Origin of the sequence: Nocardioides aurantiacus (assembly GCF_003752505.1) — a bacterium.
In the GTDB taxonomy this organism is placed as follows: domain Bacteria; phylum Actinomycetota; class Actinomycetes; order Propionibacteriales; family Nocardioidaceae; genus Marmoricola; species Marmoricola aurantiacus.
In genome coordinates this window covers 765,193-789,328 of sequence record NZ_RKHO01000001.1, presented here as the reverse complement: position 1 = coordinate 789,328, position 24,136 = coordinate 765,193, and the positions used below count along the sequence as shown (strand labels likewise).

Below are 24,136 nucleotides of genomic sequence, written 5' to 3'. Positions count from 1 at the left end.
GGCACAGCGACGGGGCCGGGGGGATCTCCCCCCGGCCCCGTCGGTGGTGCCGGCTCAGGCCTCGAGCGCCTCGGCGATCGCCTCGACGAAGGCCGGCAGGTCGTCGGGGTTGCGGCTGGTGATGAGGCTGCCGTCGACGACGACCTCCTCGTCGACCCACTCGGCCCCGGCGTTGCGCAGGTCCACGGACAGGCTCGGGAAGCTGGTCAGCCGCTTGCCCCGCGCCACGTCGGCGGAGGCGAGCAACCACGGTCCGTGGCAGATGATCGCGAGCACCTTGTCGAGCTCGAGGGCCTGGCGCACGATCTCCTGGGCGTCCTCGTCGGTGCGGATGGTGTCGGCGTTGACGGTGCCACCCGGCACCACGACCGCGTCGACCGAGTCGACGTCGAGGTCGGTGAAGACGCCGTCGACCGGCACCTTCTGGGTGGGCTCGGTGTCGCCCTCCACCGCCTGGATGGGGTCGGTCGAGGTGCTGTACACCTTGACCTCGGCCCCCATCTTGGCGAGCTCGTCACGCGGGGTGACCAGCTCGGCCTCCTCGAAGTGCGAGGTGGCGATGATGGCGACCTTCTTGCCGTTCAGGTCAGGCACGTCGTGCTCCTCTCGTCGGTGACGACCGTGTACCCACCCCAGGGCCACGATCACCGGCGTCGAGGACCCGTCAGGTCAGCGCCTCGGCGGCCCCGCGCAGCGCCGCCAGCACCGCCCGGGCGTACGCCGGGGTGGCGCCCGCCAGCCCGCAGGCCGGGGTGAGCACCAGCCGGTCGGACACCTCGGCCGGGTCCAGCCCGAGCATGTCGAGCAGCCGCATCGTGCGCTCGACGGCGGCCTTGACCGACGGGGCGGCGGACCCCGTCGCGGGCAGGACGCCGAGCAGCGCGGTGCCGCCCTCGTCGAGCACGGTCGCCAGCTCGTCGTACGCCGTGACGGCCAGCGTGGCGACGTCGACCGAGACCGCCCCGGCGCCGGCCGAGCGGAGCAGCCCGACCGGCACCTCGGCGTCGCAGCAGTGGACGACCGTGAGCCGGTCGTCGGCGGCGTCCAGCACCCACTCCAGCGCCTCGGAGGCGACCGGGGGCGTCACGGAGCGGTGGCGGCCGAAGCCCGACGCGGTGGGCACCCGCGCCGCGAGCACCGCGGGCAGCGCCGGCTCGTCGACCTGCAGCACCAGCTCGGCGCCCGGCACCCGACGGGCGACGTCGGCGAGGTGGGTGCGCACGCCCTCCGCGAGCGCCTGGGCGAGGTCGCGACGGGCGCCGTGGTCGCTCAGCACCTTGTCGCCGCGCGGCTTCTCGACCGTGGCGGCCAGCGTCCAGGGCCCGGCGACCTGCACCTTGAGCGTCCCGGTGAAGCCTTGCGACTCCTCCTCGAACGCGTCGAGGTCCTGCGCCAGCAGCGACCGGGCCCGGCGGTGGTCGACCCCCGCGGCGTCGGTCAGCCGCCAGCCCGCGGGCTGCAGGTCGAACCCGAGGTCGGACACGACGGCGACGGCACGGCCGGTCAGGTCGGCGAGCGCTCCGCGCGCGGGCAGCTCGGGCAGGTGCGGCAGGTCGGGCAGCTCCCCGAGCACGACGCGCGCCGCCTCGTGGGCGTCCTCGCCCGGCAGCGACCCGATGCCGCTGGCGCGGGTCACGCGGACCGGCCGGCGACGCTGCGGGTGGCCTCGATCGTGGCCGAGCCGACGACGCGGGTGCCGTCGTAGACCACGACCGCCTGGCCCGGCGCGATGCCGTCGGCCGGGTCGGTCAGCCGGACCTCGACGCGGTCCCCGTCGGGCAGCACCACCGCACGGTGGGGCTCGCCGTGGGCCCGCAGCTGCACGGTGCACTCCAGCGGCCCCGTGGGCGCGGCACCGCACCAGCGAGGGCGGGTGCCCTCGAGGCCGTCCACGGCCAGCGACTCGCGGGGGCCGACCGTGACGGTGCCGGAGACCGGCTCGATGTCGAGCACGTAGCGCGGCCGGCCGTCGGCGGCGGGCGTGCCCAGCCGCAGCCCCTTGCGCTGGCCGACGGTGTAGCGCCAGGACCCCTCGTGGCGGCCCAGCAGCTCGCCGTCGCGACCGACGATGTCGCCGCCCGCGTTGACCCCGCGGTCGGCGAGCTTCTCGGCCAGCCAGCCGCCGGTGTCGCCGTCGCTGATGAAGCACACGTCGTGGCTGTCGGGCTTGTCGGCCACGAGCAGCCCGCGGCGGGCGGCCTCCTCGCGCACCTGCGCCTTGGGGGTGTCGCCGAGCGGGAGCAGCGCGTGCGCGAGCTGGTCCTGGGTGAGCACGCCGAGGACGTAGCTCTGGTCCTTGGCGGCGTCGACGGCGCGGTGCAGCTCGACCTCGCCGTCGGGGCCCGGGACCAGACGGGCGTAGTGGCCGGTGGCGACGGCGTCGAAGCCGAGCGCCAGGCCGCGGTCGAGCACGGCGGCGAACTTGATCCTCTCGTTGCACCGCAGGCACGGGTTGGGGGTGCGGCCCTCGGCGTACTCCTCGACGAAGTCCTCCACGACGTCCTCGTGGAAGCGGTCGCTGAGGTCCCAGACGTAGAACGGGATGCCGATCACGTCGGCGGCACGCCGGGCGTCGGTGGCGTCCTCGATGGTGCAGCAGCCGCGGGCGCCGGAGCGGTAGCTCTGCGGGTTGCGCGAGAGCGCGAGGTGGACGCCGGTCACCTCGTGGCCCTGCTCGTGGGCCCGGGCGGCGGCGACGGCGGAGTCGACCCCGCCGGACATCGCCGCGAGGACCTTCATCGTCGGCCGGACCCGGCCGGGGCGCGGGAGACGAGCGCGGCGCCGCGGGCCCGCTCGACGGCGGCGGCGACCACGGCCACGACCGCGTCGACGTCCGCGTCGGTGGTGGTGTGGCCGAGGGAGAAGCGGAGCGAGGAGCGCGCGAACTGCGCGTCGTGGCCCATCGCGATCAGCACGTGGGAGGCCTGCGGCACCCCGGCGTCGCAGGCCGAGCCGGTCGAGCACTCGATGCCGTGCGCGTCGAGCAGCATCAGCAGCGAGTCGCCCTCGCAGCCGGGGAAGGCGAGGTGGACGTTGCCCGGCAGCCGGCCCTCCGGGTCGCCGTTGAGCACGGCGTCGGGCACCTCGTGCAGCACGCCCGCCACCAGCCGGTCGCGCAGCGCGCTGAGCCGGACGGCCAGCTCGGGCTGGCGCTGCACGGCGAGCTCGCAGGCCACCGCGAAACCGGCGACGGCGGGCGGGTCGATGGTGCCGGAGCGGATGTCGCGCTCCTGGCCGCCGCCGTGGAGCAGCGCGGTCGGCTCCAGCTCACGGCGTACGACGAGGGCGCCGACGCCGTAGGGGCCGCCGGCCTTGTGCCCGGTGACCGTCAGCGCGTCGACCCCGCTGGTGGCGAAGTCGACCGGGAGCTGGCCGAGGGCCTGGACCGCGTCGGTGTGGACCGGGATGCCGTGGGCGTGGGCGATCTCGGCGACCTCGGCCACGGGCTGCACGGTGCCGACCTCGTTGTTGGCCCACATCACGCTGACCAGGGCGACGCTGCCGGGGTCGGACTCGACGGCCGCCCGGAAGGCGTCGAGGTCGAGCCGGCCGAGGCGGTCGACGGCGACGTGCTCGACCTGCGCGCCCTCGCCGGCCAGCCAGTGCAGCGGGTCGAGCACCGCGTGGTGCTCGACGGGGGTGGAGAGGATCCGCACCCGGCGGGGGTCCTCGGCCCGGCGGGCCCAGTAGAGGCCCTTGACGGCGAGGTTGTCCGACTCGGTGCCGCCGGAGGTGAAGACCACCTCGCCGGGGCGGCACCCCAGCGCGCGGGCGACCCGCTCCCGCGACTCCTCGACGACCCGGCGGGCGGCCCGGCCCGAGGCGTGCAGCGAGGAGGCGTTGCCGACCCGCGTCAGCTCCGCGACCATCGCGGCTGCGGCTTCGGGGAGGATCGGCGTCGTCGCCGCGTGGTCGAGGTATACGGTCATCGCCGGTCAAGCCTACGCGCCGGTCCAGGCGTCCCCGTGGGCCGTCCGCCCGTCCGAGGAGCAGCCCCGTGACCGACCCCGACCTCGTGCTCGACCTCGACCCCGGGGCGCCCGAGCCGCCGTACGAGCAGGTCCGCGAGGCGATCCGGGCGCAGGTCGACGACGGCACGCTGCGGCCGGGCACGCGGCTGCCGCCCGTGCGGCGGCTGGCGGAGACCCTGGGCCTGGCGGCGGGCACCGTGGCTCGGGCCTACAAGGAGCTCGAGGCCGCCGGGGTCATCGAGACCCGCGGCCGCGCCGGGAGCGTCGTCACCGGCGGCGGGGTGGAGCGGGCGGCGCGGGAGGCCGCCACGACGTACGTCGGCCAGGCCCGTGGACTGGGCCTGGGCGACGACGAGGTGCTGGCGCTGGTGCGCCGTGCGCTGAGGGGCTGACCCGTGTCGGTGGTGCGACCGGACTAGACAGCTCGCCGGCACGACAGCCTGTTCGTTGGAGCGATCCCGCCGCCGACGGGCCCGGACAAAGCACCCCGGACCATGCATTTCCGGCGGACCTTTCCGACATCCCAGGCTTCTCCGCGATCCCGCTGACCGCCTGTCGAGACGCCCTCCGCCAGGGTGCGACACGTTCGACGGACCTCCTTGCGCGGCGCTCCGGGGTGACACATATTCCCCTGGTGGACACGACTCGGGCGCCCGGAGCTGCTGCCCGCGGGCACTCCTGGCGCCGCGACCTGCTCGTGGTCCCGGCCACGGCCCTCGCCGTGGGACTGGCCCTCGCCATCCACGCCCTCGTGCCGGTGGAGGTGGTCCGCTCCCACAACACGGTGGCCATCGTCGCGGCCGCCGGCCTGCTCCTGGTGGCCGCGTGCCTGCGTCACGCCCAGCACCTGCTCACCCGACTGCCGGAGGTCCGGGCCCGGGCCCGCGTCACCGCCCTGTTCGGCCTGGTGCTGATGCCGCTCCACCTCGGGAGCCACACCTCGCTGGACACCGCGAGCTCCTCACCGGTGGCGCTGACCGCCGTCGGTCTCGGCCGTGCCTGCGTCGCGCTGAGCGTCGTCGTCCTGCTCGTGCGCGCGCTCGCGCGCCCGAACGGCACGCCGGCGACGGTCGGCGCTGCGTCCGTCCTGCTGCTGGTCCCCGTCGTGCTCGCCTCCACCGCCGCCTGGTGGCCGGGTGCCGTGCCGGCCCTCCTGCGCGGCGTCGGTGTCCTGATGGCCGCGGTCTGGGCCGCCTGCGCGTGGTACGCCGCCCGCCGATCCCGCAGTCATCCCTGGGCCGGGGCGCTGACGCCCTCGCTGCTCCTGATGGGGGTGACCGAGGTGCTGGTCGTCGCGGACCCGCGGGTGCCCGGTCCCGGGGCCACCGCCGCCCTGCTGGTGATCGCGGCCCTTGCCGCGACCGCAGCGCTGATGGCGCACGGCGACCTGCGTTCGTCGGTCCGGGCCGAGGTGCACCGGGCCGCCCAGCTCGAGACCGACCTGCTGCGGACCCGGGACGACCTCGCCCTGCTGCAGCAGCAGGAGCGCAGCCTGTCCCACCACGCCCGGGGGACGCTCGCGGGGTTGCGGGCGGCGGTCCACATCTGGGCCAGCGTGCCCACCCGGGACGCGGCAGAGGACCGGGACCCCTCGGCCGACCTCCGGCGGGCAGCACTGGCCGAGATCTCCTCGCTGGACGACACGTTGCGTCGGCACCGCGTCGCGCTGGGGGGCGGCCCGGTCGCCCTCGACCTCGTCGTCGGCCGCGCCGCCCGCGCCGCCCGCTCGCGCGGCGCGGACGTCGTGGTGGACGTCCCTCCGCTCGTCGTCCTGGGCCAGCTCGTCGACCTCGAGTCGGCGCTGCGCGACGTGCTCCAGGCCAGCCATCGCCGGGCCGCCGGCGGACGCGTCGAGGTGACGGCGACCCACGACCGTGCGGTGGCCCGCATCTCGGTCACCGTGCGCGGGTCCGCACGCGCGCGCCACGAGCGGTCGACGGGCGCCGTCGCCGTCGCGCCCCACCTGCGGGCGGCCGGCCTGATGCAACGCCAGAGCGGCTCGCTGGAGCACGACGAGGGTGCCGGCGTCGTGCACCTCCTCATCCCGATGTGCCCGCCGCCGCCCGCCCTGCGCGCACCCGGTGCGACCACGGACACCCACCGCATCCCGCGACAGCGCACGGCGTCCTCGGGCCAGCAGCACGTCGCGGCCACCCGGGCGGGCCGGTGAGCGAAGGGTGGGCGCCCACCCAGGTCGTCATGATCGACGACCACCCCCTGCTCACCCACGCCCTCGCCTTCGCCCTCCGCTCACGTGGAGTGGCCTGCACGGTGCCCACGCTGCGCGACCCGGCTCGCCTGCTGGACGACGTCCGGGCGCTCGGTCCCGACGTGGTGCTGCTCGACCTCGACCTCGGCGCCCTGGGCGACTGGGCCGACCTGGTGCCGCCCCTGGTGGCCCTCGGCGCCACCGTCGTGGTCGTCTCGGCGACGCGCGAGGAGGAGAAGATCGGCACGGCCCTGGCACGCGGAGCCTCCGGGTTCATCGCCAAGGAGCGTCCGCTGGACGAGCTGGTCGAGGGCGTGCTCGTCGTCGCGCGGGGCGGGTCGCTGATGACGCCCCAGGACCGCGACCGGCTGATCGCGCTGGCCCGCACGGCCGAGCGCCGGCGCCGGGCGACACTCGCCCCGCTCGAGGACCTGTCCACGCGCGAGGCCCACGTGCTGCGGTCCCTGCTCGCCGGCAGCTCGGTCCGGGAGATCGCGGTCGCCGGCCACGTCTCGGAGGCGACGGTGCGCTCCCAGGTGCGAGCGATCCTGCGCAAGCTCGACGTGTCCTCGCAGCGCGAGGCGGTGGCCCTGGCCGCCCGGGCGTCCTGGTCCTGACCGTCCTGATCACCTGCCGCGCGAACGCCGACGGGACGCCGTACGGACCGGTCGTCGAGACGAGCAGGTCGTACGACGTCCCGTGACGTCGAGCGGGAGGGCTCAGCCCTTGCGCTTGGTGATCTCCTCGGTCGCGGCCGGGAGCACGGTGTGGAGGTCGCCCACCACGCCGAAGTCGACGAGCTCGAAGATCGGCGCCTCGTCGTCCTTGTTGACCGCGATGATCGTCTTCGAGGTCTGCATGCCGGCGCGGTGCTGGATCGCCCCGGAGATGCCGTTGGCGACGTAGAGCTGCGGGCTGACGACCTTGCCGGTCTGGCCGACCTGGAAGGCGTGGGGCTTCCAGCCGGAGTCGACGGCGGCACGCGAGGCGCCGACGGCGGCACCCAGCGAGTCGGCGAAGCCCTCGACCTCCTCGAAGTTGCCGCCGGTGCCGCGACCGCCGGAGACCACGATGGCGGCCTCGGTCAGCTCGGGACGGCCCGAGGCCTTGCGGGCCTGGGAGGCGACGATCTTGGCCTTCTTGGCCGAGTCCGAGATCGACGGCGAGAACTGCTCGACGGTGCCGGCACCCGCGGCCTCCTCGGGGGCGGCCGAGTTGGGCTTCACGGTGATGATCGGCGTGCCCTGGGTGATCTTGGCCTGCACGGTGTAGTTGCCGGCGAAGACCGACTGCGTGGTGACCGGACCCTCCTGCACGTCGACGGCGTCGGTGATCAGGCCCGACTTCGTCTTGACGGCCAGGCGCGCGCCGACCTCCTTGCCCTCGGCGGAGGAGGGGATCAGCACCGCGGCGGCGGAGGTCTTCTCGACCAGCTGCTGCAGCACCTCGGCCTTGGGTGCCACGAGGTAGCCCTTGATCTCGGCGTCGTCGACGACGTAGACCTTCTCGGCGCCGTACTTCTTCACGGTCTCGGCGACCCCGTCGGCCGCACCGGCGTCACCGATGAAGACCGCGGAGGGCTCACCGAGGCGACGCGCGATGGTGAGCAGCTCGAGGGTGGGCTTGCGGACCTTGCCGTCGACGTGGTCGACGAGCACCAGAACTTCAGACATGTCCCTATCTCCTGCTCAGATGAACTTCTTGGACGCGAGGAAGTCGACGAGCGCCTTGGCGCCCGACCCGTCCTCGTCGGCCACGATCTCGCCGGCGGTGCGCGGCGGGCGCTCCTCGGTGCTCTCCACGAGCGTCCAGGAGGCCTCGATGCCGACCTCGCTGGCGTCGACGCCGATGTCGGCGAGCGACCAGCTCTCGAGCGGCTTCTTCTTCGCGGCCATGATCCCCTTGAAGGAGGGGTAGCGGGCCTCGCCCGACTGGTCGGTGACCGAGAGCACGAGCGGGGTGGTGGCGCCGATGACCTCGGTGGAGGTGTCGCCGTCGCGCTTGATCCGGACCTGGTCGCCCTGGCGCTCGATGACCGAGCCGAGGGTGACCTGGGGCAGGTCGAGATGCTCGGCGAGCATGGCCGGGACGACCGAGCCGGAGGCGTCGGTCGAGGCCATGCCGCACATCACCAGGTCGACGGGGGTCTCCGCACCCAGCTTCTCCACGGCCTTGGCCAGGACGAGCGAGGTGGAGACGTAGTCGGACCCGGCGATCGCGTCGTCGACGACGTGGACGCCCTTGTCGGCACCCATCTGCAGCGCCTTCTTGATCGCGTCGGCGGCCTCGTCGGGACCGACGGTCAGGGCGGTCACGGTGACCTCCTCGCCGTCGGCCTTCTCCTTGAGCTGCAGCGCCTGCTCCACGGCGTACTCGTCGAGCTCGGAGAGCAGGCCCGGGACGCCGGCGCGGTCGACCGTGTGGTCGGACTCGAAGTGGCGGTCGGCGGTCGCGTCGGGGACGTACTTCACACAGACGATGATGTTCATGGTGGCAACGGCCCGTGGGGGCCCCTCCTCAGGTGGACGTGTGACTCGATGTTACCCACCGGTCGCGAGAGCGGTGAGGGGTCACTCGGGTGTGGTCAGTCACAGCGACGACGACCCCGGCGACGTGGCTCAGGCCTTGCCCTTGGGCGCGATCACGCCCGCGAGGACCCGGCCCAGGACCAGGTAGACGATCGCGGCGATGCCCCAGTTGACCAGGGCGTTCTTGGCCTCGGCGTTCTTGCCCGAGAAGTCGAAGATGCCGTCCTGACGGCTGAACGGGCCCGACACGGCCTCGGCCACGTCGGTGACCAGCTTCACGATGGTGTTCTGCTCGTTGACGCTGTCGCGCAGCACCACGAGCAGCGCGCCGAGCGCGAGCACGACCGCGAGCACGATGAACACGATCCGCACGACCCGGGCGACCTGGGTCCTCACGGCGTGCTGGCTGAGCGTGGAGGTGCGGCGGGGGGTGGACTCGTCGGTCCTGGCCTTCGGTGACACGGGGGCTCCTGCGGTGGTGGGCGTGGTGGCGGGAACGGCGTCGGCGCGGCCCCGGGGGGCCGGACGGGTCAGCGTCCCACGAACCGGGCCTTGCCCGGCCCGTTCTCAACGAACGACCCCATGCCGAGGGCACGGTCCTCGGTGGCGAAGAGTGCGGCGAACTGCTGGCGCTCGATCTCCAGCCCCGTCTCGAGGTCGACCTCGAGACCGCGGTCGATCGCCTCCTTGGCCGCACGCAGGGCGTACGACGCGGCGTTCGCGAACTGCGCGGCCCAGGCGTGGGCCTCCTCGTAGACCTTCTCCTTCGGGAGGAGCCGGTCCACCAGGCCGATCGCCAGCGCCTCGTCGGCCTTCACGAAGCGGCCGGTGAAGATGATGTCCTTGGCCTTGCTCGGGCCGACCAGGCGGCTCAGCCGCTGGGTGCCGCCGGCGCCCGGGATGATGCCGAGCAGCACCTCGGGCTGGCCGAGCACGGCGTCGTCGGCGGCGAAGCGCACGTCCGCGCACAGCGCGAGCTCGCAGCCGCCGCCCAGCGCGTAGCCGGTGATCGCGGCGACGACGGGCTTGGGGATGCGGGCCACCGTGGACAGCGAGGAGATCAGGGCACCGGAGCGCTTGACCATGTCGGTGTGCGACATGTCGGCCATCTCCTTGACGTCGGCACCGGCCGCGAAGAGCCGCTCGCCGCCGTAGACCACGACCGCCTTGACGTCGTCGCGCTCGGTCGCCTCGGTCGCCGCGGCCCGGATCTCCTCCTGGACCTGGACGCTCAGGGCGTTCATCTTCGGCCGGTCCAGCCGCAGCGTCGCCACCCCGTCGGCCACCTCGAGCCGCACGAACTCACCCATGCCAGTACCTCCTCGTCGTCGACCGCCGGCCGGTCCGCCCCGACCCTAGAGGAGCGGCGGTTTCGGCGTCCGGCGGCGCCGAACGCGACCCCTGCCTCATAATCGCCCCTGTGACTCCAGGACAGTGGTCGGCCGCCGACGAGCGCGTGGCGGTGTGGCCGGGCCGCAACTGGCCCCTGGGAGCCACGTGGGGCGAGGAGTCGACCAACTTCGCGGTGCACGCACCCGACGCCACCGAGGTGTGGCTGTGCCTCTTCGACGACGACGGGGCCGGCGGCGAGGTCGAGACCCGCCACACCCTGACCGAGCACAGCCTCGGCATCTGGCACGGCGCCGTCCCCGGGGTGCAGCACGGCCAGCGCTACGGCTTCCGCGCCGACGGCCCCTGGGCGCCCGACAGCGGGATGCGCTTCAACCCCCACAAGCTGCTGCTCGACCCCTACGCCCGCGCGGTCGCGGGCGAGTTCCTCACCCACCCGGCGGTGCACGGCCACGAGTCCGACCGCAGCGGTCGTCCGGTCCAGCCGCTGCGGCGCGACGAGCGCGACTCCGCGCCGTACGTCGCGCGCAGCGTCGTCGTCCGCGACGACTTCGACTGGGGCGAGGACCGCCCGATCCGCGCCCGCTGGCGCGACACCGCGATCTACGAGCTGCACGTCAAGGGCTTCACCGCGCTGCACGACCGGGTGCCCGAGGAGCTCCGGGGGACCTACGCCGGGCTGGGCCACCACGTCGTCACCGACTACCTCAACGACCTCGGCGTCACCGCGGTCGAGCTGCTGCCCATCCACCAGTTCGCCTCCGAGGCCCACCTCGCCCCGCACGGCCTGGCCAACTACTGGGGCTACAACTCGATCGGCTTCTTCGCCCCGCACGGGGCCTACGCCGCCGCCGGCGACCGCGGCGAGCAGGTCGCGGAGTTCCAGCAGATGGTGAAGAGCTTCCACGCCGCCGGCATCGAGGTGCTGCTCGACGTCGTCTACAACCACACCGCCGAGGCCGGTCCCGACGGGCCGACGCTGTGCTTCCGCGGCCTCGACGACCGCGGTGCCTACAAGCGGGTGCACGCCAGGTCGCAGGACCACCGCCAGCCCGACGCCTACTGGGACGTCACCGGCTGCGGCAACACCGTCAACGCCGAGAACCCCGCGATGCTGCGGATGATCCTGGACTCGCTGCGCTACTGGGTCACCGAGATGCACGTCGACGGCTTCCGCTTCGACCTGATGTCGGCGCTGACCCGCACCGGCCACGACGTCGACATGGCCGGCGCGCTGCTGACCTGCATCGGCCAGGACCCCGTGCTGCGGCACGTGAAGCTGATCGCCGAGCCGTGGGACGTCACCGGCGAGGGCTACCGCGTCGGGGAGTTCCCGCCTCCGTTCACCGAGTGGAACGACCAGTACCGCGACACGCTGCGCGACTTCTGGCGCGCGAGCACCGACGGCGTGCGCACCGTGGCGACCCGCCTGGCCGGGTCGAGCGACCTCTACCTCGACGACGGGCGGTCGCCGTACGCCTCGATCAACCTCGTCACCGCCCACGACGGCTTCACGCTGCGCGACCTGGTCTCCTACGACCACAAGCACAACGAGGCCAACGGCGAGGGCAACCGCGACGGCAGCGACAACAACCGGTCGTGGAACTGCGGCGTCGAGGGCGAGACCGACGACGCCGAGGTGCTCGCGCTGCGGCAGCGGCAGGCGGCCAACCTGATGGCGACGCTGTGCCTGTCCGCCGGCGTCCCGATGATCACCGCCGGTGACGAGCGGGGCCGCACCCAGGGCGGCAACAACAACGCCTACTGCCAGGACAACCCGGTCTCGTGGGTCGACTGGCGCGCGGACGACGCGTGGCTGGGCCAGTTCGAGATCACGCGTACGGCGCTGCGGCTGCGGCGCGAGCACCCCGCGCTGCGCCAGCGCCACTGGTTCGAGGGGCGGCCCACCATCCGGGGCGGCCCCAAGGACCTCGCCTGGATCCACCCCTCGGGCCGCGAGATGACCGGCGACGACTGGCTCGACCCCCACCTGCACGCGCTCGGCATGTTCGTCTCCGGCGACCCGCTGCGCGCCCCCGGTCCGCGCGGGGAGCAGCAGCGCGACACCAGCTTCATGCTCTGGGTCAACGCCTCCCCCGCCGCCTGCGAGGTCACGCTGCCGGTCAACGACTGGGTGCAGTCGGGGCGCGTCGTGCTCTCCACCGACCCCGCCCACCCGGTCGGGACCACGGTCGCCGCGGGCGACGCGCTCGCGCTCGCCCCGCGCGCGCTGGTGCTGCTGCAGGAGGGGTAGGGGGAGCCCGGGGAGCCCAGGTGCGTGGCCGACGCGGCGTCAGCCGCGGGCGGTCAGCACGACCGGCTCGTCCAGGGTGATCGCGATGGTGTGCTCGGAGTGGGCGCCCCGGGAGCCGTCGGCGCTGCGCAGCGTCCAGCCGTCCGGGTCGGTGCGCAGCTCGTCGGTGGTCTGCAGGAACCACGGCTCGATGGCGATCACCAGACCGGGCCGCAGCTTGAAGCCGCGTCCGGGCCGGCCGTCGTTGGCGACGTGCGGGTCGCCGTGCATCGTCCGGCCGACCCCGTGGCCGCCGAACTGCAGGTTGATCTTCAGGCCCTCGCCGCGGGCCACGTCACCGATCGCCGCGCCGATGTCGCCGAGCCGCTTGCCCGGCCGGGCCACCTCGATGGCGGCGGCGAGCGCCCGCTGGGTGGTGTCGACGAGGGCGAGGTCGGCGGGGTCCGGCGTACCGACCACGACACTGACCGCGGAGTCGGCCACCCACCCGTCGACCGAGGCCGCGAAGTCGACGGAGAGCAGGTCGCCGTCGGCCAGGGTGTAGTCGTGCGGCAGGCCGTGCAGCACCGCGTCGTTGACGCTCGTGCACAGCACCTTGCCGAACGGCATCGCCCCGAACGAGGGGTGGTAGTCGATGTAGCAGGACTCCGCCCCGCGCTCGCGGATCATCCGGTGCGCCAGGGCGTCGAGCTCGAGCAGGTTGACGCCCACGTCGGCCTTCTCGACCAGCGCGGTCAGCACCTCGGCCACGAAGCGCCCGGCGGGCCGCATCTGCTCGATCTCGGCGGGGCTGCGCAGCTCGATCATGCCGACGAGCCTACGGAGTGCGGCCCGTGCGCGGCGCGACGGGCATCGCCGCGAGGTCACCGCGGGCCGGGTCGGACCGACGGGCCGCGTCCACCCCGGTCTCGGCCGGCGCAGCGACGGTCTCCCGAGCGACCTCGGGAGACCGCGGGTCCTAGGCCAGCGCGACCAGCCCGAGCTCGGCCGGGGTGGCGAGGTCGGGGTTGCCGGGCAGGATGCGGACGGTGTAGCCGAAGGAGCCGGCGCGGGACAGCGGGACGTGGCCGTCGAAGCGGTGGCGGCCGCCCTCGTAGGACTCCCCCAGCGCCAGCGGGGCCGCGGAGGTGTCGGCCAGCGAGTCGTCGGCGCCGACGCGACCGTGGACCACCTCGACCCGGACGTCCTCGGGCGCGAGCGCACCGAGCGAGACGAAGGCGTGCACCTCGAGCGAGGCACCGATCTCGGGCACGTCGGGCAGGCCGCCGCTCTCGACGTGGTCGACCCGGACCTCGCTCCAGCCCTGGCGCACCCGCGACTTCCAGGTCGCCAGCGCACGGGCGCCGTCGTAGGAGTCGTTGAGGGCACGGGAGGCCACGGCGGAGGGCGAGTAGAGCTTCTCGACGTACTCCTTGAGCATGCGGGTGGAGAGCACCTTGGGGCCGAGCGACTTCAGGGTGTGGCGCACCATCTCGATCCAGCGCAGCGGCACGCCGTCGCCGTCGAGGTCGTAGAAGCGGGGCGCGACCTCGTTCTCGAGCAGGTCGTAGAGCGCCGCGGCCTCGAGGTCGTCACGCCGGCCGTTGTCGAGCTCGGCGCCCGCGCCGCTGCCGTCGTCGGCCGAGGGGATGGCCCAGCCGTTGCTGCCGTCGTACCACTCGTCCCACCAGCCGTCGAGGATGGAGAGGTTGAGCCCGCCGTTGAGGGCGGCCTTCATGCCCGACGTGCCGCAGGCCTCGTAGGGGCGCAGCGGGTTGTTCAGCCACACGTCGCAGCCGGGGTAGAGCGGCTGCGCCATCGCGATGTCGTAGTTGGGCAGGAAGGCGATCCGGTGGCGGACCTCGGGGTCGTCGGCGAAGCGCACGATCTGCTGGATCAGCTGCTTGCCGCCGTCGTCGGCCGGGTGGGACTTGCCGGCGATGACCAGCTGCACGGGACGCTCGGGGTCGAGCAGCAGCCGCTTGAGGCGGGCGGGGTCGCGCAGCATCAGCGTGAGCCGCTTGTAGGAGGGAACCCGGCGGGCGAAGCCGATGGTGAGCACGTCGGGGTCGAGCGCGGAGTCGGTCCAGCCGAGCTCGGCCGGGGCCGCACCCCGCTCCAGCCACGAGCCGCGGATCCGGGCACGGGCGTCGTCGATGAGCTTCTGGCGCAGCACCCGCTTGGTGGCCCAGAGGTCCTTGCCGGAGACCTTGTCGACCGCGGCCCAGACGTCGTCGCCGTGCTTGTCGGCGAGCTCGAGCACCTCGCGGCCGACCCAGGTCGGGGCGTGGACGCCGTTGGTGATGGAGGTGATCGGCACCTCGGCCTCGTCGAACGCGGGCCACAGGCCGTTGAACATGCCGCGGCTGACCTCGCCGTGGAGCTGCGAGACGCCGTTGGCGCGCTGCGCGAGGCGGAAGCCCATCACGGCCATGTTGAACACGCCGGGGTCGCCGCCCTGGTAGTCCTCGGCCCCCAGGGCCAGGATCGCCTCCACGGGTACGCCGGGCGCGGCGCCGTGGCCGCCGAAGTACTGCTCGACCAGCTGGCGCGGGAAGCGGTCGATGCCGGCGGGCACCGGGGTGTGGGTGGTGAAGACGCTGCCGGCGCGGGTGACCTCGAGCGCGGTGTCGAGGTCCAGCGCCGGGCCGCCCTCGGCGACGGTGAGCTCGCGGATCCGCTCGACGCCGAGGAAGCCCGCGTGGCCCTCGTTGCAGTGGAAGACCTCGGGCTCCGGGTGGCCGGTGAGGCGGCAGTAGGCCCGGACGGCGCGCACGCCACCGATGCCGAGCAGCAGCTCCTGCTGCAGCCGGTGCTCGGTGGTGCCGCCGTAGAGGCGGTCGGTGACCTCGCGCAGGTGCTGCGGGTTCTCCTCCACGTCGGTGTCGAGCAGCAGCAGGGGCACGCGGCCCACCTGGGCGATCCAGACCCGGGCGACCATGACCTGCTCGCCGGGCACGGCGATCTCGACGGTCGCCTGGGCGCCGTCGCCCTCGCGCAGCGGCACGATCGGCAGGCCGTCGGGGTCGAGCACGGGATAGCTCTCCTGCTGCCAGCCCTCACGCGAGAGCGACTGGCGGAAGTAGCCCATCTGGTAGAGCAGCCCGACGCCGATCAGCGGGATGCCGAGGTCGCTGGCGGTCTTGAGGTGGTCGCCGGCGAGGATGCCGAGGCCACCGGAGTACTGCGGCAGCACCGAGGTGATGCCGTACTCGGAGCTGAAGTAGGCCACGGCGCGCGGCAGGTCCGGGTCGCCCTCGTCCTTGCGGCCACGTCCCGCGGCCTGCTTCTGGAACCACCGGTCGGCGCCCAGGTAGTCGTCGAGGTCGGACTGGGCGAGCTGGAGGCGCTTGAGGAAGCGGCGGTCGCCGGCGAGCTCCTCGAGGCGGTCCGGGGAGACGTTGCCGAGCAGCTTGACCGGGTCGTGGCCGCTGGCGCGCCACACCTCGGGGTCGACGGCGGCGAAGACGTCCTGCGTCTCGGGGCTCCACGACCAGCGCAGGTTGAGCGCCAGGTCGCTCAGCGCGGCGAGCTTGGCGGGCAGGACGGGGCGGACGGTGAATCGTCGGATGGCACGCACGGGCAGCACCGTAACCGAAGTCTTGGATCGATCCAACGGCTTCGCGCGAGTCGGCCGCGAGCCGGGCCCGAGGTTTGCGTGCGGCCCCGCGCTCCGCGAGTGTGGTGCCATGGTCGGACGCATTCCCGTCATGGACGTGACCCCGGTGGTCAACCTCGGACGCAACCCCGCGAAGGCGACGGTCGGTGAGCGCTTCGACGTGACCGCCCTGGTCTTCCGCGAGGGCCACGACCAGCTCGGCGCCGAGGTGGTCCTCACCGATCCCTCCGGCACCCGTCGCGCGCCGCAGCGGATGGTGGCCGTCCCCGACGAGGTGTCCCGGATGACCGCCACGGTGCGGCCCGACACCGAGGGTCCGTGGAGCTTCGAGGTGCAGGCCTGGGGCGACCCGCTCGGCACCTGGCTCCACGACGGCCCGATCAAGATCGAGGCCGGCGTCGACGTCGAGGTGATGTTCGCCGAGCTGGTGCTGCTGCTGGACCGCGTCGGCGCCGAGCCCGACGTCGACGGCGCCGAGGCGCAGGTGCTGGCCGACACCAGGCGAGCGGTCCAGGACACCACGCGCCCGGTCGAGGCCCGGCTGGCCGCCACCACCACGACGGAGCTGGCGGCGGTCTTCGCCGCCCACCCGCTGCGCGAGCTGCTCAGCACCGAGGGCCCCTACCCGTTCTTCGCCGACCGCGAGCGCGCGCTCTACTCCAGCTGGTACGAGTTCTTCCCCCGCTCCGAGGGCGCGCACGTCGACGCGACCACCGGGAAGCTCGTCTCCGGCACCTTCCGCACCGCCACCGCCCGGTTGCAGGCCATCGCCGACATGGGCTTCCACGTGCTCTACCTCCCCCCGATCCACCCGATCGGCGAGGTCAACCGCAAGGGCGCCAACAACACGCTCACCCCGAGCGCCGACGACGTCGGCTCGCCGTGGGCCATCGGCAGCCGCCACGGCGGCCACGACGCCGTCCACCCCGACCTCGGCACGCTCGAGGACTTCGACGCGTTCCTCGCCGAGGCGCGGCGAGTCGGGCTCGAGGTCGCGCTCGACTACGCCCTCCAGGCGGCACCGGACCACCCCTGGGCCCGCGAGCACCCCGAGTGGTTCACCGTCCGCGTCGACGGCACCATCGCCTACGCCGAGAACCCGCCCAAGAAGTACCAGGACATCTACCCGATCAACTTCGACCGCGACCCCGAGGGCATCTACGCCGAGTGCGAGCGGGTGCTGCGCTTCTGGATGGACCGCGGCGTGCGGATCTTCCGGGTCGACAACCCGCACACCAAGCCGGTGGCGTTCTGGGAGTGGCTGCTCGGCCGCGTCCGCGCCACCGACCCCGACGTGCTGTTCCTCTCCGAGGCGTTCACCAAGCCGCCGATGATGCAGGCGCTGGCCACGGTGGGCTACCACCAGAGCTACACCTACTTCACCTGGCGCAACGCCCGCTGGGAGATCGCGGAGTACCTCCAGGAGGTCGCCCACGAGACCTCGGCGGTGCTGCGCCCCAACTTCTTCGTCAACACCCCCGACATCCTCCCCGCGTTCCTGCAGTACGGCGGCCCGCCGGCCTTCCGGATCCGCGCCGCCCTGGCCGCCACCAGCTCGCCCGCCTGGGGCGTCTACGCCGGCTACGAGCTCTACGAGCACGTGGCGCTGCGCCCGGGCACCGAGGACTACCTCGACTCGGAGAAGTTCCAGCTCAAGGTCCGCGACTGGGAGGGTGCCGCCGAGCGCGGCGAGACCCTCGCGCCGTACCTCACCCGGCTCAACGAGATCCGCGCCGCCCACCCGGCGCTGCAGCAGCTGCGCGACCTGACCCTGCACAGCAGCGACGACGAGGCCGTGCTGGTCTTCTCCAAGTCCGAGCAGCTCGAGGACGGCAGCACCGACACCGTGATCGTGGTGCTCAACCTCGACCCGTACGCCGCCCACACCACCACCGTCCACCTCGACCTGCCCGCCCTGGGCCTGGAGTGGCACGACAGCTACGTCGTCCACGACGAGATCACCCACCAGGACTGGACCTGGGGCGCGCACAACTACGTCCACCTCGACCCGTGGGTGGAGCCCGCCCACGTGCTGGCCGTGCGGCGCCCCCCGGCGGCGACCGCGTGACCCACGCCCCCCACGCCCCGCACGCCCCGCACGCCGACGAGTCGCCCCAGGTCGTCGAGGGCGAGACCCCCGACTGGTTCAAGACGGCCGTCTTCTACGAGGTCCTGGTCCGCTCGTTCAACGACTCCGACGGCGACGGCGTCGGCGACTTCCGCGGCCTGACCGACAAGCTCGACTACCTGGAGTGGCTCGGCGTCGACTGCCTGTGGGTGCCGCCGTTCTTCACCTCGCCGCTGCGCGACGGCGGCTACGACGTCGCCGACTACACCGGCGTGCAGCCCGAGGTCGGCACGGTCGAGGACTTCCAGGTCTTCGTCGCCGAGGCCCACCAGCGCGGGATCCGCGTGATCATCGACTTCGTGATGAACCACACCAGCGACCAGCACCCGTGGTTCCAGGCCAGCCGCGCCGACCCCGAGGGCCCCTACGGCGACTTCTACGTCTGGTCCGACGACGACGACCTCTACGGCGACGCTCGCGTCATCTTCGTCGACACCGAGCCGTCGAACTGGACCTGGGACCCGGTGCGCCAGCAGTACTTCTGGCACCGGTTCTTCTCCCACCAGCCCGACCTCAACTTCGACAACCCGGCCGTGCTGGAGGCGATGCTCGAGGCGATGGCGTTCTGGCTCGACATGGGCCTGGACGGCTTCCGGCTCGACGCCGTGCCCTACCTGTTCGAGCGGCCCGGCACCAACGGCGAGAACCTGCCCGAGACCCACGAGACCCTCAAGGCCGTACGCCGCTTCGTCGACGAGCACTACCCCGGCCGGGTGCTGCTCTGCGAGGCCAACCAGTGGCCGACCGACGTCGTGGAGTACTTCGGGGACGCCTCCGTCGGCGGCGACGAGTGCCACATGGCCTTCCACTTCCCGGTGATGCCGCGCATCTTCATGGCGGTGCGCCGGGAGAACCGGTTCCCGATCTCGGAGATCCTCGAGGAGACGCCGGCGATCCCCGCGGGCTGCCAGTGGGGCATCTTCCTGCGCAACCACGACGAGCTGACCCTGGAGATGGTCACCGACGAGGACCGCGACTACATGTGGTCCGAGTACGCCGGCGACCCCCGGATGAAGGCCAACATCGGCATCCGCCGCCGGCTCGCCCCGCTCCTGGACAACGACGTCGACCGGATGGAGCTGTTCACCGCGCTGCTGCTCTCGCTCCCTGGGTCGCCGGTGCTCTACTACGGCGACGAGATCGGGATGGGCGACAACATCTGGCTGGGCGACCGCGACGGCGTGCGCACCCCGATGCAGTGGACGCCCGACCGCAACGCCGGCTTCTCCCGCGCCAACCCCGGCCGGCTGCACCTGCCGACGATCCAGGACCCCGTTTTCGGGTACCAACGCGTCAATGTCGAGACCGAGCTGGACGACCAGTCCTCGCTGCTGCACTGGACGCGCCGGATGATCCAGGCCCGCAAGCAGCACCCGTGCTTCGGCCTCGGCGACTTCTCCGACCTCGGCGGGTCCAACCCCTCGGTGCTCTCCTACGTCCGACAGCACACCGACCCCGTCACCGGGCGCACCGACACCGTGCTGTGCGTCAACAACCTCTCGCGCTTCCCGCAGCCGGTGGAGCTGGACCTGCGACGCTGGGAGGGCCTGACCCCGGTCGAGCTGCTCGGCGGGGTCCGGTTCCCGCGCATCGGGGAGATGTCCTACCTGCTGACCCTCGGCGGCTACGGCTTCTACTGGATGCGGCTGCCCGACGTCGGCACCGACGACTCGACAGGAGTGCCCCGATGACCTCGACGAGCAGCCACCCGCAGATGACCGCCTACCTCGCCCACGCACGCTGGTTCGCCGGCAAGGGCCGCGACCACGTCGTCACCGACGTCACCCGGGTCGCCACGCTGCCCGGCCCGCCGACCGTGACCATCGACGTCGTCGACGTCACCTACCCCGACGGCAGCACCGAGCGCTACCAGATGCCGCTGGTGCACCACGTCGAGGAGCAGCACCGCATCGGCCACGCGCTGGTCGGCCACGGCACCGACGAGCTCGACCCCGACGCCGGCGAGCGCTGGACCTACGACGCGGTGCACGACCGCGAGGCGATGGCGGTCTACCTGCAGACCTTCTGCTCCACCCCGAGCGGCGGCGAGCAGGCGTACGGCGGCGCCACCTTCCACCGGGTCGGCGACCACGAGCTGGCCACCGACGTGCACTCCACGCTCTTCAGCGGCGAGCAGAGCAACTCCTCGGTGGCCTTCGGCGACGACAGCCTGCTCAAGGTGTTCCGCAAGGTCACCAGCGGCCGCAACCCCGACATCGAGATCCACGAGGTCCTCACCGAGGCCGAGAACCCCAACGTCGCCGCGCTCTACGGCTGGGTGCAGGCCGGCGAGGACGACCTCGCCATGCTGCAGCAGTTCCTGCGCACGGCCGCCGACGGCTGGGACCTCGCGCTGTCGAGCGTGCGCAACCTGTTCAGCGAGGCCGACCTGCACGCCGACGAGGTGGGCGGCGACTTCGCCGGCGAGTCCGAGCGGCTCGGCGCCGCGGTCGCCGACGTCCACGTCGTGCTGCGCGAGCACTTCGGCCACGACACCGTCGACGGCGCGTCGCTGGCCGAGCAGATGCGGGTGCGGCTGGAGGCCCAGCTGGCCGGCGTACCCCCGCTCGCGCCGCACGCCGACGCGCTGCGCCGGGTCTTCGCCGACCTGGGCGACCTCGGTCGCCAGGAGGTGCACCGCGTCCACGGCGACCTGCACCTCGGCCAGACGCTGCGCACCGCGCGCGGCTGGAAGCTGGTCGACTTCGAGGGCGAGCCGGCCAAGCCGCTGGCCGAGCGCCGGCTGCCCGACTCGCCCTGGCGCGACGTCGCGGGCATGCTCCGCTCCTTCGACTACGCCGTCGAGTCGGTGGTCAAGGACCTCCACGAGGTCGGTGACCCCGGCCCCCAGGTGGAGTACCGCGCCCAGGAGTGGCGCGAGCGCAACCGCGCCGCGTTCCTCCACGGCTACGTCGAGCGTCGGGTCGAGGCGGGCGGGTCGGCGATGACCGACGCCGAGCGCGCCCTCGTCGACGCCTACGAGGCCGACAAGGCCGTCTACGAGGTGGGCTACGAGGCCCGCAACCGCCCGACCTGGGTCGACATCCCGCTCGCCGCCATCTCACGCATCGGAGACCACGCATGACCGACGACCACATCCTGGGTGAGATCGACCTGCACCTGATCAACGAGGGCCGCCACGAGCGGCTGTGGGAGGCGCTGGGTGCCCACGTCGGCACCGAGGGCACCACCTTCCGGGTCTGGGCGCCGCACGCCCAGGAGGTGCAGGTGCGCGGCGGCTTCAACGACTGGGACGGCAGCCGCAGCCCCCTGGTGCAGAGCGGCGACTCGGGCGTGTGGGAGTGCTTCGTGGCCGGCGCCGGGTCGGGCGAGGCCTACAAGTTCCACGTCCGCGGCGCCGACGGGCACTGGCGCGACAAGGCCGACCCGATGGCCTTCCACACCGAGGTGCCGCCGCACACGGCCTCGGTGACCTTCGAGAGCACCCACAGCTGGTCCGACGACGCCTGGATGGCCGAGCGCGCCGAGAACACCCGGCACGACCAGCAGCCGATGTCGGTCTACGAGGTCCACCTGGGCTCCTGGCGGCACCACCCCCGCGGGCCGGGCGAGTCGACCTACACCTACGACGACCTGGCCGAGCACCTCACGGCGTACGTCGTGGAGATGGGCTTCACCCACGTCGAGCTGCTGCCGGTGATGGAGCACCCCTTCGGTGGGTCGTGGGGCTACCAGGTGACCTCCTACTACGCCCCCACCTCCCGGTTCGGCGACCCCGACGGCTTCCGGCGCCTCGTCGACGCGCTCCACCAGGCCGGGATCGGCGTCATCGTCGACTGGGTCCCCGCCCACTTCCCCAAGGACGAGTTCGCGCTGGCCCGCTTCGACGGCACGCCGCTCTACGAGGACCCCAACCCCAGCCGCGGCGAGCACCCCGACTGGGGCACCTACGTCTTCAACTTCGGCCGCCGGGAGATCCGCAACTTCCTCGTCGCCAACGCGCTCTACTGGCTCCAGGAGTTCCACGTCGACGGGATCCGCGTCGACGCGGTGGCCTCGATGCTCTACCTCGACTACTCCCGCGAGCCCGGCGAGTGGGAGCCCAACGTGCACGGCGGGCGCGAGAACCTCGAGGCGGTGCACTTCCTGCAGGAGCTCAACGGCACCGTCTACAAGAACGTCCCCGGCGCGGTGACCATCGCCGAGGAGTCGACCTCCTGGCCGGGCGTCACCCGTCCCACCAGCGAGGGCGGGCTCGGCTTCGGGCTGAAGTGGAACATGGGCTGGATGCACGACTCGTTGAGCTACGTCGCCCGCGAGCCGGTGCACCGCGGCTACCACCACCACGAGGTCACCTTCTCGATGGTCTACGCCTACTCCGAGCACTTCGTGCTGCCGATCAGCCACGACGAGGTCGTGCACGGCAAGGGGTCGCTGCTGCGCAAGATGCCCGGCGACCGCTGGCAGCAGCTGGCCAACGTGCGCGCGTTCCTGTCCTGGCAGTGGGCCCACCCGGGCAAGCAGCTGCTGTTCATGGGCACCGAGTTCGCCCAGGACCAGGAGTGGGCCGAGCAGCGCGAGCTCGACTGGTGGCTGCTGGGCGACGCCGACCACGAGGGCGTGCGCCGGCTGGTGCGCGACCTCAACAGCGTCTACCTCGACAGCCCGGCGCTGTGGTCGCAGGACTCCGACCCCGCGGGCTTCACCTGGCTCGAGGCCGACGACTCCGGCGGCAACACCGTCGCCTTCGTGCGCTGGGGCAACGACGGCAGCGCGCTGGTCTCGGTCACCAACTTCTCGGGGCAGCCGCGCGAGTCGTACCGACTCGGGCTGCCCTTCGCCGGGGAGTGGAGCGAGGTCATCAACACCGACGCCGAGGCCTACGGCGGCTCCGGCGTCGGCAACCTCGGCACCGTCACCGCCCACGCCGAGCCGCACCACGGCCAGCCCGCCTCGGCGTCGCTGCGCGTGCCCCCGCTCGGCACCGTCTGGCTCTCCGCCCGGCGGTGACCGGCGGGCTCGGCGCGGTCGCCTCCTCGCTGCTCGAGGTCGCCGACCGCGTCTGGCCGGTGCTGCTGTTCCTGGCGCTGATCCAGGTGGTGGCCGACCTGTGCGACGAGGCCGGCCTGTTCGACGTCGGCGCGCACCTCGCGGCCCGCGCCGCGGGCGGCAGCCGGCTGCTGCTGTTCGGCCTCTTCGTGGTGCTGGCCACGGTGTGCACCTGGGTGCTCAGCATCGACACCACGGCCGTGCTGCTCGCCCCGATCGGCCTGGCGCTGGCCCAGGAGCTCCGGCTGAGCCCGCTGCCGTTCGCCTTCGCCGCGATCTGGCTGGCCAACGCCGCCTCGCTGCTGCTGCCCGTGTCCAACCTGACCAACCTGCTGGCCCAGGAGCGGCTCGACCTGCACCCGCTGGAGTTCCTGGCGCAGACCTGGGCGCCCCAGCTCGCCGTGCTCGTCGTGGTGGTCGCGGTGCTGCTGCTGCGCCACCGACGGGCCCTGGTCGGTCGCTACGACGTGCCGCGGGGGCTCCCGCCCGCCGACCGCACGCTGGTCGTGCTGGCGGCGGTGGTGGTGGCCCTGGTGGCCCCGGCGGTCGTCCTCGGCACACCGCCCTGGCTCACGGCCCTGGTCGCCGCGGTGGTGCTCGTCGCCGGTTTCGCCGTACGCCGTCCCGCGGTCGTCGCCCCGCGCCGGCTGCTCGCGCTGCTGCCCTGGTCGGTCATCGTGCTGGCCGTGGTGCTGTTCGCGGTCACCGACGTCGTGGTCGACGTCGGGGCGCCGGTGCTCACCGCGGCGCTGGGCCAGGGGTCCTCGCCGGGGTCGGTGGCCCAGCTGGCGGGCGTCACCACGGTGCTGGCCAACGTGGTCAACAACCTGCCGGCGTACCTCGTGGTGGAGCCGTTCGCCGGCAGCACCGACCGGCTGCTGACGGCGCTGGTCGCCGTCAACGTCGGCCCGGTCGTGCTCGCCTGGGGGTCGCTGGCCAACCTGCTGTGGCTGCGCAGCTGCCGCCGGCGCGGGCTGCCCGTCAGCGCGCTGCGCTTCGGCCTGGAGGGGCTGCTGGTCGCCCCGGCCGCCGTCGCCGCCGGCGTGCTCGCGATCTGGCTGCTCTGACCCCCTCCCCCCGCCGGTCAC

Annotated in this window: 19 protein-coding genes; 9 read left to right on the top strand and 10 right to left on the bottom strand. The window is 73.2% G+C overall.

What is annotated here, in order from left to right; all coding sequences use genetic code 11:
* Positions 1-54 precede the first annotated feature (54 nt).
* The 4 genes from EDD33_RS03825 to EDD33_RS03810 form a co-directional block, all read right to left on the bottom strand.
* A complete protein-coding gene (locus EDD33_RS03825; RefSeq protein WP_056537064.1) occupies positions 55-594 on the bottom strand; it encodes a type 1 glutamine amidotransferase domain-containing protein in 540 nt (179 codons plus the stop codon).
* Between the two features lie 70 nt (positions 595-664).
* The gene (locus EDD33_RS03820) at positions 665-1,636 is read right to left on the bottom strand and encodes a uroporphyrinogen decarboxylase/cobalamine-independent methonine synthase family protein (RefSeq protein WP_123389176.1); all 972 of its coding nucleotides are present in this window, start codon (positions 1,634-1,636) and stop codon (positions 665-667) included.
* Positions 1,633-2,739 carry a tRNA 2-thiouridine(34) synthase MnmA gene (gene mnmA, locus EDD33_RS03815; RefSeq protein WP_123389175.1) on the bottom strand — a complete coding sequence of 369 codons (1,107 nt, stop codon included), beginning with the start codon at positions 2,737-2,739 and terminating at the stop codon, positions 1,633-1,635. The genes EDD33_RS03820 and mnmA overlap by 4 nt, the downstream gene beginning before the upstream one ends.
* Entirely contained in the window at positions 2,736-3,929 is a 1,194-nt protein-coding gene (locus tag EDD33_RS03810; RefSeq protein WP_123389174.1) for a cysteine desulfurase family protein, read from the bottom strand. The genes mnmA and EDD33_RS03810 overlap by 4 nt, the downstream gene beginning before the upstream one ends.
* Before the next feature lie 68 nt (positions 3,930-3,997).
* On the opposite strand from EDD33_RS03810, the gene EDD33_RS03805 reads away from it, so the two are divergent.
* The 3 genes from EDD33_RS03805 to EDD33_RS03795 all read left to right on the top strand — a co-directional run bounded on the left by EDD33_RS03805 (position 3,998) and on the right by EDD33_RS03795 (position 6,797).
* On the top strand, positions 3,998-4,363 hold the full coding sequence (locus EDD33_RS03805; RefSeq protein ID WP_123389173.1) for a GntR family transcriptional regulator: 366 nt from the start codon (positions 3,998-4,000) through the stop codon (positions 4,361-4,363).
* A 242-nt stretch (positions 4,364-4,605) separates the two neighbouring features.
* Positions 4,606-6,141 carry a hypothetical protein gene (locus tag EDD33_RS03800; RefSeq protein WP_148076921.1) on the top strand — a complete coding sequence of 512 codons (1,536 nt, stop codon included), beginning with the start codon at positions 4,606-4,608 and terminating at the stop codon, positions 6,139-6,141.
* 29 nt (positions 6,142-6,170) lie between these two features.
* Positions 6,171-6,797 carry a response regulator transcription factor gene (locus tag EDD33_RS03795; RefSeq protein WP_148076920.1) on the top strand — a complete coding sequence of 209 codons (627 nt, stop codon included), beginning with the start codon at positions 6,171-6,173 and terminating at the stop codon, positions 6,795-6,797.
* A gap of 102 nt (positions 6,798-6,899) precedes the next feature.
* On the opposite strand, the gene EDD33_RS03790 is transcribed toward EDD33_RS03795, so the two are convergent.
* The 4 genes from EDD33_RS03790 to EDD33_RS03775 all read right to left on the bottom strand — a co-directional run bounded on the left by EDD33_RS03790 (position 6,900) and on the right by EDD33_RS03775 (position 10,018).
* Positions 6,900-7,853 (bottom strand): electron transfer flavoprotein subunit alpha/FixB family protein, encoded by a 954-nt coding sequence (locus EDD33_RS03790; RefSeq protein ID WP_123389170.1) that lies wholly within the window; start codon positions 7,851-7,853, stop codon positions 6,900-6,902.
* Between the two features lie 15 nt (positions 7,854-7,868).
* On the bottom strand, positions 7,869-8,651 hold the full coding sequence (locus EDD33_RS03785) for an electron transfer flavoprotein subunit beta/FixA family protein (RefSeq protein WP_235561883.1): 783 nt from the start codon (positions 8,649-8,651) through the stop codon (positions 7,869-7,871).
* 147 nt (positions 8,652-8,798) lie between these two features.
* On the bottom strand, positions 8,799-9,170 hold the full coding sequence (locus EDD33_RS03780) for a hypothetical protein (RefSeq protein WP_123389169.1): 372 nt from the start codon (positions 9,168-9,170) through the stop codon (positions 8,799-8,801).
* Positions 9,171-9,238: 68 nt separating this feature from the next.
* Positions 9,239-10,018, bottom strand: a complete 780-nt coding sequence (locus EDD33_RS03775) for an enoyl-CoA hydratase/isomerase family protein (RefSeq protein WP_123389168.1) — start codon at positions 10,016-10,018, stop codon at positions 9,239-9,241.
* A gap of 110 nt (positions 10,019-10,128) precedes the next feature.
* On the opposite strand from EDD33_RS03775, the gene glgX reads away from it, so the two are divergent.
* Positions 10,129-12,312, top strand: a complete 2,184-nt coding sequence (glgX, locus tag EDD33_RS03770; RefSeq protein ID WP_123389167.1) for a glycogen debranching protein GlgX — start codon at positions 10,129-10,131, stop codon at positions 12,310-12,312.
* Positions 12,313-12,351: 39 nt separating this feature from the next.
* On the opposite strand, the gene map is transcribed toward glgX, so the two are convergent.
* A complete protein-coding gene (gene map, locus EDD33_RS03765) occupies positions 12,352-13,119 on the bottom strand; it encodes a type I methionyl aminopeptidase (RefSeq protein WP_123389166.1) in 768 nt (255 codons plus the stop codon).
* Between the two features lie 151 nt (positions 13,120-13,270).
* The gene (gene glgP, locus EDD33_RS03760) at positions 13,271-15,871 is read right to left on the bottom strand and encodes an alpha-glucan family phosphorylase (RefSeq protein ID WP_123392979.1); all 2,601 of its coding nucleotides are present in this window, start codon (positions 15,869-15,871) and stop codon (positions 13,271-13,273) included.
* A 109-nt stretch (positions 15,872-15,980) separates the two neighbouring features.
* On the opposite strand from glgP, the gene EDD33_RS03755 reads away from it, so the two are divergent.
* From EDD33_RS03755 to EDD33_RS03735, 5 genes are read left to right on the top strand one after another with little or no spacing between them, the layout of a single operon-like run.
* Positions 15,981-17,978 (top strand): alpha-1,4-glucan--maltose-1-phosphate maltosyltransferase, encoded by a 1,998-nt coding sequence (locus EDD33_RS03755; RefSeq protein ID WP_123389165.1) that lies wholly within the window; start codon positions 15,981-15,983, stop codon positions 17,976-17,978.
* Positions 17,975-19,729, top strand: coding sequence for a maltose alpha-D-glucosyltransferase (gene treS, locus EDD33_RS03750; protein WP_211332400.1), 1,755 nt, complete (start codon positions 17,975-17,977; stop codon positions 19,727-19,729). The genes EDD33_RS03755 and treS overlap by 4 nt, the downstream gene beginning before the upstream one ends.
* Positions 19,726-21,123, top strand: a complete 1,398-nt coding sequence (locus EDD33_RS03745; RefSeq protein ID WP_123389163.1) for a maltokinase N-terminal cap-like domain-containing protein — start codon at positions 19,726-19,728, stop codon at positions 21,121-21,123. Before treS ends, EDD33_RS03745 begins: the two co-directional genes overlap by 4 nt.
* Positions 21,120-23,009: a 1,4-alpha-glucan branching protein GlgB gene (glgB, locus tag EDD33_RS03740; protein WP_123389162.1), complete on the top strand. Its 1,890-nt coding sequence runs from the start codon at positions 21,120-21,122 to the stop codon at positions 23,007-23,009. Before EDD33_RS03745 ends, glgB begins: the two co-directional genes overlap by 4 nt.
* On the top strand, positions 23,006-24,115 hold the full coding sequence (locus EDD33_RS03735) for an SLC13 family permease (RefSeq protein ID WP_170169687.1): 1,110 nt from the start codon (positions 23,006-23,008) through the stop codon (positions 24,113-24,115). The genes glgB and EDD33_RS03735 overlap by 4 nt, the downstream gene beginning before the upstream one ends.
* Positions 24,116-24,136: the final 21 nt, after the last annotated feature.